The organism is Martinezella rhizogenes (assembly GCF_007002745.1).
Taxonomy (GTDB): Bacteria; Pseudomonadota; Alphaproteobacteria; order Rhizobiales; family Rhizobiaceae; genus Agrobacterium; species Agrobacterium cucumeris.
Genome location: NZ_SGNY01000014.1, coordinates 47,604 through 61,769, shown reverse-complemented (window position 1 = coordinate 61,769; position 14,166 = coordinate 47,604). Strand labels below are relative to the sequence as shown.

General features: G+C 55.7%; 7 protein-coding genes. 5 read left to right on the top strand and 2 right to left on the bottom strand.

Annotation, left to right across the window (positions count from 1 at the left end):
• Nucleotides 1-12: 12 nt before the first annotated feature.
• A complete protein-coding gene (locus EXN68_RS26550) occupies nt 13-1,482 on the bottom strand; it encodes a metal-dependent hydrolase family protein (protein ID WP_237681505.1) in 1,470 nt (489 codons plus the stop codon).
• 781 nt (nt 1,483-2,263) lie between these two features.
• Here EXN68_RS26550 and EXN68_RS26545 point away from each other — a divergent pair.
• Nucleotides 2,264-3,943 carry a hypothetical protein gene (locus EXN68_RS26545; protein ID WP_142843589.1) on the top strand — a complete coding sequence of 560 codons (1,680 nt, stop codon included), beginning with the start codon at nt 2,264-2,266 and terminating at the stop codon, nt 3,941-3,943.
• Nucleotides 3,944-4,125: 182 nt separating this feature from the next.
• On the top strand, nt 4,126-5,877 hold the full coding sequence (locus EXN68_RS26540) for a tetratricopeptide repeat protein (protein ID WP_142843588.1): 1,752 nt from the start codon (nt 4,126-4,128) through the stop codon (nt 5,875-5,877).
• 78 nt (nt 5,878-5,955) lie between these two features.
• On the opposite strand, the gene EXN68_RS26535 is transcribed toward EXN68_RS26540, so the two are convergent.
• Entirely contained in the window at nt 5,956-6,753 is a 798-nt protein-coding gene (locus tag EXN68_RS26535; RefSeq protein ID WP_142843587.1) for an EAL domain-containing protein, read from the bottom strand.
• A gap of 619 nt (nt 6,754-7,372) precedes the next feature.
• On the opposite strand from EXN68_RS26535, the gene EXN68_RS26530 reads away from it, so the two are divergent.
• The 3 genes from EXN68_RS26530 (at nt 7,373) to EXN68_RS26520 (ending at nt 13,977) form a co-directional block, all read left to right on the top strand.
• On the top strand, nt 7,373-12,781 hold the full coding sequence (locus tag EXN68_RS26530; RefSeq protein ID WP_142843586.1) for a YadA-like family protein: 5,409 nt from the start codon (nt 7,373-7,375) through the stop codon (nt 12,779-12,781).
• A gap of 11 nt (nt 12,782-12,792) precedes the next feature.
• A complete protein-coding gene (locus EXN68_RS26525) occupies nt 12,793-13,362 on the top strand; it encodes an invasion associated locus B family protein (protein ID WP_142843585.1) in 570 nt (189 codons plus the stop codon).
• An 81-nt stretch (nt 13,363-13,443) separates the two neighbouring features.
• The gene (locus EXN68_RS26520; RefSeq protein ID WP_161991488.1) at nt 13,444-13,977 is read left to right on the top strand and encodes an invasion associated locus B family protein; all 534 of its coding nucleotides are present in this window, start codon (nt 13,444-13,446) and stop codon (nt 13,975-13,977) included.
• Nucleotides 13,978-14,166 lie beyond the last annotated feature (189 nt).

Below are 14,166 nucleotides of genomic sequence, written 5' to 3'. Positions count from 1 at the left end.
GAGAAAACCGCTTCAATTTTTTCCTCGCTCAGGCTGAATCGTGTTTTTATGGATCCGGCCATCCTTGATGATGAGTTTCATCGTGCGATCGGGATCAGCGATCAGCGAGATGTCCTCAAGCGGATTGCCATCGATCAGCAGAAGGTCCGCATAAGCACCGGCTTCAATGCGCCCGAGCTTTGCCGGATAGGGGTTGCGTGGTCCCGAGAGCCCTGCGAGTTCCGCGTTCCCACTTGTCAGCAGGCGTAGCACATCGACATTGTCATACCATCGAGCGAATTTGGCGAGTTGTCGACCTTGTGTCGCAGTTCCCTTGGGATTGAACAGGATGTCTGTGCCGAGCGCCATTTTTACTCCGTACTTGCGTCCGAGTTCCACAGCGCGGGCCGTGCCCTCGGCAATACTTTGCTGCTGCGCTCGCTGCTCGGGCAAAGGATAGGTATTCGCGTCTTCATCAGCGAGAAAAGGTTGGATGCTCCACCAAACGCCTGCGTCAGCCATGAGCCTGACCGTTTTATCGTCGGCAAGCTGACCGTGCTCAATCGATTTGACGCCGCAGGAAATCGCTCTTTGTATCGCCGCCGACGTGTAAGCGTGGATACATACGTATGTTCCCCAATCTGCCGCAGCAGATACGGCAGCTTTCATTTCTGCCTCTGAATATTGAAGAGCATCGACCGGATCGTAACTCGAGGCAACGCCGCCACCGCCCATGATCTTTATCTGGCTCGCACCAAGCATGAGTTGCTCGCGCACGCGGCGGAGAACTTCCGCTTCTCCATCGGCGATCGCCGAAATCCCGGCCTGCTCCGCAATGCTAAGGGTGCTTTGTGATGTACGCGGCAGATCATTACGCATACGAAAGTCGCCATGCCCTGATGTCTGCGAAATCATCGCACCGGAAGGGTATATTCTCGGCCCTGCGACGCGCCCCTCATCTATGGCCCGTTTGAGCGAAAATGAGGGCCCACCGACATCTCTGACGGTTGTAAAGCCGCGCAATACCGTCCGTTCGGCTTCCTGTGCGGCAACCAGATGAACGTAGGGAATATCAGCAGTCATCGCTGTTATTTGCGAAATGCCCGCAAGGAGCGAATGCCAATGCGCATCGATCATGCCTGGCATCAGGGTCCGCCCACCGCACTCAATAACGTCTGCATCGGCAACGTCGTCGGCCGATGCGACCAGGGCTTTAATGAACTTGCCGTCCACGAGAACGCTTCGGCCTGTGATCAGCCTGGAGTTTATCCCGTCGAAAATACTGACGTTCCGAAGCAGAATCGGCTTTTCCGCTTTTTGTGCGAATGCGGGGCTCGCGATTCCAAGCGCAGGGACGGCGAGCGTTGCCGCGATGCCTTTTAGAACCGAGCGGCGCGACATTTCTTTGCCGATCCGTGCGAAAAGCTGCTGTGCGTTTGAACTATGACACGCGCAGCCCCCGGCATGATTAAGATGCTGGTATTGACGACCGAGGCCAAACAATCTGCACACTCCTCGTTTCACGCAAAGATTGTACTAGGCGGCAGCTGGAATTTGCGCAACCCCTAATATTGTGTCGAGATAAAAACACGATTGGAAGGTTGGCTATCCTTCCAACGCCTTTCGAACCGTAGCTATCTTCCGTTTTCGCTGGTGGGTCCCTATGTCCAGGGAGCTAGGAAAAAAACGCAGCGACAAAAGCGAATTCTTCCATTGGCCTATGGGTGGCCTGCGAACCGCAATTCACCAAATTGACCGCTTCTCTACCGACCAGCTACCTGCTGGTTCGTGCCGCTTTCCTTTAGACTGGATAAGGCCAGCTGATTTTCAGGCGGTAAAGACCGCGGCAAAGGCGCTACGCGAAATTTCCTGCCGGGTATGGCTCCGTCATTGACCCTGCAAAAAAAAGGCTCCGCGGCATCGGCGATCAGGCGGCCTTGGGGGTTACAGACCGATGCCCAACAACTGTCGTACCTACAAAGGCATGGACATCGTGGTCGATCCAGACCGATACACGGATGCGTTCCGCGAATTTCATTTTCCTGTCAACATGACAGGGAGAGTAAGCGATGGATATTTGCCGGTCGCCGTCGATCAATGCTCCGCGTAACACCGTTCCATGCGGTTTCACGCCTTTATATTCGCTGCAACTCCTTATCTAACGTCTCGAAGTTGGCGCCTGAAGAATGCGTCAACGTGCCAGACGGCTCCGCCATAAGCTGTCTAAATCTGCCCGCAGCGACGGCTGCGGGCTTTTTTAATGAGATGTACCAGGACAGCAGAAATGATCGTCGCCTTGGCGGAACCGCAGAGAAGCAAACCAGACACCAGCAGAGTGCTTTCGGCGGAACGTGAAAAAGAGGCGATACTTCACACGCTCTCCAACATCTGCACTTCGGACACTTTCCGAAATTCCCCGCGGATGCAGAGTTTTCTCCGTTACATCGTGGTGGAGACGATCGAAGGTCGCGCAAATGGTATCAAGTCCTATGTCGTTGCCACGGACGTGTTTGACAGATCGCCTTCGGCAGCAATTATCAATGATTCTGTTGTGCGGACGGCGGGAACGCGGCTGCGACTGCTACTTGAGCGCTACAACAGCTCCCCCAAACCCGCAAATGCGATCGTGATAACTCTTCCCCGGGGAGCTTACATTCCTGATTTCAAAAGGAATGCCGCCTATGAGCGGAGCGATCCGGCTGGAGTTGAATTTCGGAAGACGCTGCAAATAGGCTGGCCCCTCTGCTGCGCCCTGGTACTGCTCGTTATATTGGTGATGGCATATGGCCTGATTTCTACCGAGCAGCCTTCAGCTGCCCCGACACTGTTCGTTCAGGAAATGGAGTATCGCGAGAATGACAAACGGCTTAACGCGTTCTCCACAGAGTTCCCCGCTCTCATTTCAGGGCAAATGGCCAATTATGGTGGTGCAAATATCATTGATGCGTCATCTTCAAGGGTCCAGCCAAACCAGTTAACGCATACGCACAATCCGAGCTTCTCGCTTGGGAGTTCGTTACTCGAGGTAGATGAAAGCGTTTTTCTACTCTGGAAAATAGTCGACGTTGATACTCATGAAATCTTATGGGCTGATCGCGACGATCTAGGGCCGTTGGAGCGGTTGGACACGAGTCTCATTGCCAAACGTTTGGCTGTTCAAGTTCTGGGACTGAACGGAGCACTGTCGAAGATCAGTGCCGCAGTTGGTAACCCGGTGCAATGCGTTACACGTGCCGAACGAATCTCACTTGTCTATCACTCTGACTTTGGACCTTCGACGCGCTCCTGTCTGGAAAGACTCGTCAGAGACCAACCTACAAACGCCGACGCCTGGGGATTGCTCGTGCAGGTATATTTCAGGTTGGCCAGGCGGGCCGCATCCTTCGGCGATGATCCGAAACCTTATCAAAACCTGCTGCAACAAGCCGCCACGCAGTCGATGTTACTCGCGCCAAATAGTTTTTCATCGCGATTGGCTGAAATGTACGCATCCATTGATGCGAAGAATTTTGGGGTATTCGCCGATGTTGCGTGCGAATTGATCGACGACTTCCATGATCCCCATCTGAAAATCCGGTTCGGTGCAGCACTCGTCGCCATCGGTCGGCTGGAGGAGGGCGTCAATTTACTGCGACAAGGGCTCAACGAGACCGAATTTAAGGAAACGGGACCATTCTTATGGCTCGCATATGCCTCATATTTTGCAGGTGATTATCAAGGCGGGCTTCAGAAATTGTCCTACGTGACGAGCGAGGATCATTATCAGCTTCCTCTACTCAAAACGGTTCTTCTCGCAGAACTGGGGCATGCGGCCGACGCTCGCATCGCGTTGGCGGAACTGCACCGGTTGCGGCCCGGATATGAAGATCACCTGGACTTTGATCTTCGGAACGCAAATTTCTCGGAAGCCTATATCGAGAAGATGAGCAACAGTTTGCAAAAGTTGAAGGCGATGAATCAATGACACGCTCTCCATCTGCACTTACCTTCGGGCCAAGATCACCCGCCCGCCTCCCAAACAACATTTTTGAAATTTGTAATTTAGATAATGCTTTAATTTAGTGTAGATATTGCCACGGTAGGTTTTCATGTACGGCTGCCAATTTTTTGGCTCGGAGTGCGCAGTAGTATTTGCTGGAGTTCCGCTTGACAGGTGATCTCAAAATCAATCCGATCGATCGCGAGGAGGTGATGGCCGCGCTATCGCAGATGTTTGCGTCCGAGATGTTTCGCAATTCCGAACGGATGCAGCAATTCCTGCGATATATCGTGATCGAAACCCTGGAAGGCCGTGCTGACCGCATTAAGTCCTACTCGATCGCTATCGAAGTTTTCGGTCGCAATTCCGGTTTTGACTCTGCGGAAGACCCTATCGTCAGAACGACAGCAACGCGTTTGCGATCACTTCTCGATCGCTATAATCAAACAGCCAACAACGAGAATGGCATCATAATCCAATTGCCCAAGGGCCGTTATGTCCCTGAATTCCAACGAAGGGAGGAACGACAGGAAACGCGGCTGGATGACACGGAAACAGGTCCCGCCAGAACAGAAACGTTGAATAAAAGAAAGCGCTGGCCAAGCGCTCCATTTGCTTATGCGGGAATTTCGCTGTCTGTCGTCGCTGCGGTCGCATTGGTGATAACAGCAGTCCTGCTTGATTTCATACCATGGCCGCCATTTACGAGTGTGCCTGATCACACGGCCTCTGTGGTGGTAATAGTTCGGGATACAACGGCAACTGCCGGAAGTCAGGCCGCGCACTATTTGGCACAGGATTTTTCCGAACTTGTCGTCGGAAAGCTTGTAAACCACGGCGGAATAAAAATAGTCGATGCCGCCGGGGAAGCAGCAGACTTCGTCAGCTCAATTGTTAAGTCTCGCCCCGATGACGATGTTTTTACATTTGACAGCCTGGTGCGGGAAGGGGGCGGAGTTCTCTCCGTCCTCTGGAAATTAAACGATGCCCGCAGCGGTGTCGTCGTCTGGGCAACCGAGGAACCGGTCAAAAACGAGGCACTGCGCGACCCCAATGCTGTCGCGGACGTCGTGATCGGACGCCTGGTCGGGCTCGAAGGGGCAATACCGACTGTGCTTTCGATTATATACGGCGATCACGCTGATCGTAGAGAGTGCCTGACGAAACCACAAAGAATTGCATTTATTTATCACTCAGCATTTCAGCAAAATATGCGGCAATGCCTTGAGAAGGTCGTGGAGAAGGATCCAGCTGATGCGGAGGCCTGGGGCGTGCTTGCGCAGTTGTATCACAGGCTCGGTCGAAACGCTGCGTCTTTTGGAAAGGATACAAGCGAGTTCAGTCAGTTGTTAAGTGACGCAGCCCAGAAAAGCGTAGAGCTCGCCCCTCAATCGTTTCTCGGAATGCAAGCATCGATGTATGCTGCTTACGACAAGAAGGATTTCCAGGGGTTCGAATTTGTAGCCAGACGAATTCTAAGCCGTTTTCATGACCCTCATCTTAAAATCAGGATCGGTAATGCCTTCTCGAACATTGGTCGGGACGATGAGGGAATTCCGCTCACACGAGAAGGGATTGAGGAATCAGGTGAACTGCAGGGCCTGGGCTACCTGTCGCTCGGCTATGAACGATATTACCGGGGAGACATGCTGGGTGCGCTTGAAATGTTAAGCCGCGTTAACGCGGAGGATTATTACCTCGTGCCGTTATTACGCGCAATTACGATGGCGCAGCTCGGTCGATCAGAAGAAATGAACCAGGCAGTAAGCCGGTTGCATGCGTTACGCCCCGATTATGAAGAGAATCTCTATTACGACTTTAATCATAACAACGTTACAAAGCCCATTATCGACAGCATTGCGGTCGGATTAAGAAAAGCCGGGTTGCAGGTCGTTGATCCTCAGGCCCAGCTAAATTGACTGCCGCCAAAAGCGATCGTGACGTCTGTGCAGGAATTTCTGGCGGGAGCCGTGTGTTTGGGGCCTTCCTCCGAAGCGTTAAAACAACAGGCTCTGACGAATTGGGTCTATCGGCGAATGCTCAGGTAAAAAACCTTTCGGCCTTGGTTTGCAAATAAAATAGCCCTGCACATGTGTCGCACCAGCTGCAGCCGAGCGTATAAGATCTCGAGCGTCCTCAACCCCCTCAACGACGACCAGCGGCGCGACGGCTTTCGCAAACCCGATAATATGATGGAGCGAAGAATGGTTTTGCCCGCTCGATCGGATATTTCGTAGCAGCGACTTATCGATCTTCACAATATCGACTTCAAGTCTCAAAAGCATAGCTGGTGACATGTAGCCATCGCCAAAATCATCCACGGCAATGCGGCATCCCAAGCTGCGAGCCTGGGCAAGATTTTCAATGAACGCGTCAATATGCGCGATCGGACGAGTTTCGGTTATTTCGATGATCAATCTGTCTGCGAGATGAGAATTTTCTGCGATGATTTTGTAAATGCTGTTCCAGGCGTTGTTGTCCTGGATGGTATCGACAGAAATATTACACCCAAGTGCGCCCCGTTCGGTCTGATTGAGATGGGAAAGCGCAAGTGTGATCATGTGCTCGTCTAACAGGCTGATGTTGCCGGCAGCCTCCAATTGCGGAATGAAGGCATCGGGGGCCACAAGGCGTCCTTCGCGGTTCACCATACGGACGAGACATTCACCGTATAGTTCCAGCGTGTTGTCCAGTGCGCAGGAAATTGGCTGAACAACATAAGTCATCCGATCCTGAGCCACCGCAGATAGAAAGTCATCTTTTGCGGATGGCTTTTTGATAAAAGGGAAATTCATGCTTATCACGTTCGACCTACAAATTGGTGGATATAGGACGGGTAATGCTCAGTTGTATCGCAAACGTCCGATGCGCAAATCTGGCATTCTTTAACGGAAAAGATCAGTTTGATACCGCTACAGCACGGTACCAAGCGCGATTGGGCGTCGCGCTCCCGCAGTTCTAATCCGGCATTACCTGAGGTTATGGCGCCCCAGAGCGTGAGGCGAGATATCGCTGTGAGTATTCGGACGTGGGTGAAATCGCACAGCTAAGCAGGGTTCAATGAATGCTGGGCGCACTTTTTGTGCTTGAGGAGAGAAACCTGATTTTGCGAATCTCCGGGATCACTGCGTTCGAAGCAGAATTGTAGATATTCATTACCTCAATAGTCCCAAAACGTACGTCGACGAGTGTATCGCTGCGCGTAGAATTGCCATTAAAAAACAATGGCTTCTATTCTTTTTTCTCCGTTTGCAACATGTCTCGCAACGGTATCACACCTCCCGCACGGTCCTGTTTGAGGTTAGCAGGCGCTTCGCATGCAGCTGGGTCTTCGTTTCAAAATCGTAATCCCGTCTGCACTGAAAATTTTGACGGGCCTATGTCCGGCTTGCAACTGGGAAGAAGTCCATAATTATGAAGCATAAAGCGCAAAGTGCCAAAACTGCAAAAGAAAAGGTTTCTCGTTTTGCAGAGAATTGGTTTGGCAAAAATGCAGATTCCCGTTTCGCACGACGCCGATTGTTCGCCATGCTGCGTATGGCTTACCGGGTTCTCGGCATCAAATCGCGGCGTGGCCTAGGACTTTTGGGAATTGCCGCTGGACTCGGTCTCCCGTCCGCCTCGCTTGTAATGGCGAATGGCATATACATTAATGCAAACACAGACGGGCGGTGCGTGAGCATCAACGATCCGCAGGACAGCTTCGCAGTGGGTTCGCCGACTTTTATCCAGGACGCAACGGCCTATATCAACTTGCGCAACAATGCTGCCGAATGTAACTCGAACAACAAGGCAACCCAGACAAATTCCGTTCTGTTCTACCGTCCAGCAGGTGTGAACGGAGTCGGAGCCACTTCGCTGAGCTTAGGAGGCGAAATTTACGTCAACGGGCTCGCGATGCTCAACGGCTACGTTCATATTCCGATGGCAACTCTTCAGATGGGAAGAGATACAGGGGCCGGATTCAAGATCGGAAGCGCAACAACCAGGACCGTACACGCCGGCGATATCGCGATCGGCGGACAGGCCTCGGCAGACGGAAGTGTCGCGGATGGTGCCGCGCAAGGTTTTGCGGTCGCGATCGGTAATAATTCAGAGGCGATCGGGACCTATGCCCTCGGGGTCGGTACGGCAGCGAAAGCAAGAGGCCAGCGATCCACAGCTGTAGGTCCATCGACGCAGGCGGAGGGATATTCCGCTCTGGCCGCAGGTCGATTTGCACAGGCCTATGGACCCAATACAACTGCAGTCGGACGGAATGCAATAGCAGGGATCGCAAACCAGTTGACTGTCGCAGAAGGCGCCGTCGCTGTGGGCTACGGCGCACGGGCAAGAGCGGAAAACGCGATAGCATTGGGAAGAAACGCCCTCGTTGAGCAGAACATACGCGACGCAATGGCGTTGGGATTCGGAGCCACTGCTGAAAATGACTTCAGTGTTGCGCTGGGTTCCAATGCGAGAACCGGGAACATGGTTGCATATCCAACAGCAACCTTGGCTGGAACAGTCTATAACTTCGCAGGCGGTGCACCACACGCCGAACTCTCAGTTGGTAGTTTGGCACAGCAAAGACAGATCACGAATGTTGCATCGGGGCGGATCAGTTCCGAGAGTACGGACGCCATAAATGGTTCGCAGCTCTTTGCCGCTTTCTCAGAGATCGGGAAAACACACAGTCGGGTCAACGATCTCGAAACAAGGATGGCCGCCCTTCCAGCTGCCGGAACGAACCCCGGACAGACACGTGTGGACGAATCCGTGCGCGCTGCGATCGGAGGCGGCGCGGTGATCAATGAGGCAGGCGGTCTCGTCATGCCGCAAATTACATTGAATAGCCTTGGAGCAAGAGTTGACGGCAACGGAAACACGGTCCCAGCCGAACAACCCGACAGCCTTCTGGGTGCAATCGCCGCGCTCGACAATGAAATGATCAAGAATGACCGCGCCATTGGAGCAATCATTGAAAGTGCGCTGTTGTGGCACCCTGACAAAAAAGCCTTCGATGCTGAGCGCATCGTTCCCCAGCTTGATGGTGATGGAAGGCAATTGCTGGACGGTGATGGCAACCCGATGATGGTGCGTGAAAATGGAAAGATAACAAATCTCGCACCCGGAGCTCTTACCCCGGAATCGTCGGATGCGGTAACGGGTGGTCAATTGTCCGAGACCAACGACCGCGTTACCGATCTTGCCACCAAGGCTGACCGCCTTGGTGAGGATTCACTGCTTTGGAACCAGACGTCCGGTGCGTTCGATGCCCGCCACGGAACATCGGCAACCAGCAAGATCTCCAACATTGCCGATGGCGTGCTTGTAAATGATGCCGTCAATGTCGGGCAGTTGCAAACTGTGGCATTGGCCGCCAGCACCGCGCAGACCGCTGCAGACGCCGCCAAGACTGCCGCTGATAACGCCCAAGCATCTGCCAATGCTGCCCAGACTACGGCCGATGGCGCCAAGACCGCTGCTGATGCCGCGCAAGGTACGGCCGATAATGCCCTGACTGCGGCGGGCAACGCCCAGACGACGGCCGACGGCGCGAAGACCGCCGCCGATGGTGCTCGGGCTGCCGCCGATGGCGCGCAAGGCACCGCCGATAATGCCCTGACTGCGGCGGGCACCGCCCAGACCACGGCCGACGGTGCGAAGACCACCGCCGACGGCGCTAAAACTGCTGCCGATGCCGCGCAAGGTACGGCCGATAATGCTCTGGCTGCGGCGGGCAACGCCCAGACGACGGCCGACGGTGCAAAGACCGCCGCCGATGGCGCCCGGACCGCTGCCGATGCCGCGCAAGGTACAGCCGATAATGCCTTGGTTGCAGCGAGCGCCGCCCAGACGACGGCCGACGGTGCCCGGGTTGCCGCCGATGGCGCTAAGACCGCTGCTGATGCCGCGCAAGGTACAGCCGATAATGCCTTGGCTGCGGCGGGCACCGCCCAGACTACAGCCGACGGTGCTAAGACCGCTGCCGATGGTGCCCGGGCTGCCGCCGATGGTGCAAAGACCGCTGCTGATGCCGCGCAAGGTACAGCCAATAATGCCCTGGCTGCGGCGGGCACCGCCCAGACCACGGCCGACGGTGCAAAGACCGCCGCCGATGGCGCCAGGGCCGCTGCCGATGCCGGTAAGTCCGCTGCTGATGCTGCGCAAGGTACCGCCGATAATGCCCTGGCTGCGGCGGGCACCGCCCAGACGACGGCTGACGGTGCGAAGACCGCTGCCGATGGCGCCCGGGCTGCCGCCGACGGCGCTAAAACTGCTGCTGATGCCGCGCAAGGTACAGCTGATAATGCCCTGGCTTCGGCGGGTACTGCCCAGACGACGGCCGACGGTGCGAAGACCGCTGCCGACGCTGCGCAAGGCACCGCCGATGCTGCTTTGGCTGCGGCCGACACCGCCGGTTCTCAGCTCGCAGGGATTGGTGCCAACGAAACCGTTGCTGGCCGTATTGCCGGCGTTGGACAATCGACCGCCGATGCTCTGGGCGGCGGCTCGTCGGTGAACTCGGATGGCACGGTGACAGCGCCGGCCTACGAGATTGCCACGATAGGGGCGGACGGTACGGCGCAGGACCCGACGGTGCATCACAATGTCGGGGATGCAATTTCTGCACTCGACGGCAATATCGACACGGTCAACACACGCGTGGATGATCTTGCCGATGACAGTCTGCTTTGGAGCGAGGAGGAAGGTGCTTTCAGCGCAAGCCACGCCCTTGAGAAAACAAGCCGCATCGCGAATGTGACGGCGGGTGTTGCTGAGACCGATGCCGTGAATCTGGGGCAGCTGGACTCCGTTCGAAACGCTGCAGATGCGGCGCAGATTGCGGCGACTGCCGCACAAGGCACTGCCGACACTGCGTTGAGGGCTGCGGGCACTGCCCAACAGGCGGCGCAGGGCGCAGAAACCGCGGCTGGCGCCGCGCAGACCTCTGCGAATGCGGCGCAGGTCGTGGCTGATAACGCTCTGGCCGCGGCAGGGGCTGCACAGAATACGGCCGATACCGCACGGGATGCGGCGGCGACTGCACAAAACACGGCTAATGCCGCTCTGGCCGCTGCGGGGAACGCCTCATCCCAGCTGGCCGGGGTTGGCGCCGATGAAACCGTTGTTGGCCGTATCGCAGACCTTGGTCAGTCGACTGCCGATGCGCTTGGAGGCGGCGCGGCCGTTAATTCCGACGGTACGGTGACGGCCCCGTCCTACGGGATTGCCACGATAACGCCGGACGGTACGAAGCAGGATCCGACAGCGCATAATAATGTCGGAGACGCACTCTCCGCACTCGACGGCAATATCGATACGGTTAACAGCCGTGTCGACAATCTGGCTGGCGACAGCCTGCTGTGGAGCGATGACGAAGGCGCCTTCAGCGCCACGCATGGCAACGAAAAGACGAGCAGGATTGCCAACGTGGCGGCGGGTGTCGCTGACACCGATGCCGTCAATTTCGGGCAACTGGAAGCGATCAATAAGCGGGTGAGTGATGCATTTGATCTGACAGAGGAAAGCTCTCAACAAGTTGACGGGCTTAAAGAGGCATTGGTGCAAGCACTTGGTGGAGCCGCGGTGCTGAATGCCGATGGAAGTGTTGCGGCACCGGCATACGGAGTTGGGACCATCAGCCCCGACGGTACGGTGCAGTCCCCGACAATCTTCAGCAATGTTGGCGATGCACTTGGAAGCCTCCGTGGCAATGTCGAAGTCGTCAACAGTCGCATTGATAATCTAGCTGATGAAAGCCTTAGGTGGGATGCAGGCGAGGGAGCTTTCAGCGCTAGCCATGGCGATGACAAGACCAACCGTGTCGGCAATGTCGCTGCCGGTACACGCGACACCGATGCCGTAAATGTCGGGCAGCTGAATGCCGTCAGCGATGCCACAAATGCTGCGCAGGGGACGGCTGATGGCGCCATGGCTGCCGCTACCGCCGCCCAGTCCCAGCTGGTTGGGATCGGACCCAACGAAACTGTTGCTGCCCGCATCGCCGAAGTTGGACGCTCTGCCGCGAATGCGCTCGGTGGTGGTGTCACCACGAATTCCGATGGCACATTAACGACGCCGGCCTATGAGATTGCCATGATCGGAGCGGACGGCACGACCCAGGGCCAGAGGCTGTATAACAATACGGGCAGCGCACTTGCCGCCCTCGGCGACAATATCGGTACAGTCAACACCCGCGTCGACGATCTGGCAGAGGCGCAGGCAGCCAGCCTGACCTACGACGCTACACCGAACGGCTCCCGGGCAAACTCGGTAACATTGCTTGGCGGTGACCCTAATGCCCCTGTCTTGATCAGGAATGTGGCGATGGGTGTCGATGAACAGGACGGGGTGAATGTCCGGCAGTTAAAACAGGCCCAGCAGGAGCTGGAAGCGCAAGATCGTCAACGTGCGACGGAGGCCCGTGCCTATGTTGATCAATCCAATGTTGATACCCTGGTGGCCGGCAAGTCTTATGCCGATGAGGTCGGGTCAAACACGCTGACGACCTCCATGCAATACACCGACCAGTATGTCGGCTCGCTTGCGGGCGATATGAATGAAGGCTTCAACAGGCTCAGCTCAAGCATAAACGAGGTGCGTGGGGAGGCAAGGCAGGCTGCGGCAATCGGACTGGCGGCGGCCTCGTTGAGGTTTGACGACAGGCCCGGCAAGCTTAGTCTCGCGGTTGGTGCAGGCGCCTGGCGCGGAGCCGGTGCCGGAGCTTTCGGTCTCGGTTACACCAGCGAAACCGGCAACATGCGGATGAATGTTTCCGGTGTCATGACCGAAGGGAATTTCGGTGTGGGCGCCGGCCTGAGTTTTACTCTCAATTAATTGGCTGAGCTATGCGTCTCTTTTACACAATGCTGTTGATTTCGATCGTGTCTGCCTTTGATGGCGCAATTGCTGCCGCGGAGGACGGTTCGCGGCAACCGTTTCGGTTGAAGCCCTCCGACGTGGTGGTGCCGGCAGGATCCGTACTTGGCAACTATCAGCGGGTCGTTCGCCCATTTGAGAACTGGGAGCTGATCTGTGACGAAAACCTCGTTTCGATGAAAAAAATCTGCAATGTGACCCAGTCTATCGTGGACGGGGAGGGAAAGGTTGCCTTCAGCTGGTCCCTGGCTGCCACAGACGGGGGCCAGCCTGTCATGATACTGCGGACACGTCCCGATCCGGACGGAGACAGGATGATTGTCTTAAACGTGCCCGGGCGCCAAAAGCCGGTCAGCATCAAAATCCAAGCCTGCGATGTATCCGTCTGTACTGCCTTTTTGCCGGTAGGGGCGATGATGCGTGAGCAAATCCGCCAAAAGGCCACGATAGAGGTCAGCTATTCATCCGCCGCCATGGGCAATGTCAGTTTAAAGGCGCCATTGGCGGGGCTTGTTGCCGCTTTGGCCGCTATCGAATAGTCGCGCCCCGATGAAGCGCGTTGCGGACACAATCTTCCATTTGAACCTGTCAGAGATCGTTGTGCTTATATGAAAACAGTCATGAAAATTACCGCGAGCATCGGAGCTTTCCTTGTCTTGGCGGGCGCCACTTTTTCGCACGCCCAAACACCGACGTCACATACGTTACCAGGAGGAGCGACCTCCGTCCGTGAGGTTTTTCGCGACTGGATCGTCGAGTGCCAGGTGATCGGGAACGCCAGTGACTGCATAATTTCACAGGAGCAGACTCAAAGCGACGGGCGACGCCTGCTGCTGATCAACATCCGGCCTCAGAATGAAGGCACGGTAAGTGGTACGATGGTCCTGCCATTTGGGTTGATTTTGACACAGGGCGTCAGAATCCAGATTGATGAGGGAGCGGTAGGCGATGTGCCACTGCCCTTCCACACCTGCCAGCCTATAGGTTGCATTGTCGAGTTCACATTGAGTGCGGCTCTTGTTAAGGCAATGCGCGCCGGGGCGGCTCTCAACATCCTGGGCACGGTGCCGGACTCAAAGGAGCATCCTTTTCGGATCCCGCTGGGCGGCTTTTCCGCCGCATCCGAGAGAGCCCTTTTGTTGATGCGTTCTTGAGCAGAGCAATGCTTCGCGCCGGATAAATTCCGGTGCATTTGTGGACTGAATATTCCACTAGGTGTTGTGAGAAATTGCTGCACCTCATAAGCGGCGGAAACGGTTTGCATGGAGTTTCGTTTCTAGCCGCTTCGGCTGAGCCGATATGAGCAAGATACGAACAAGTTCTCGCCTGAAGTCCTCGAACGT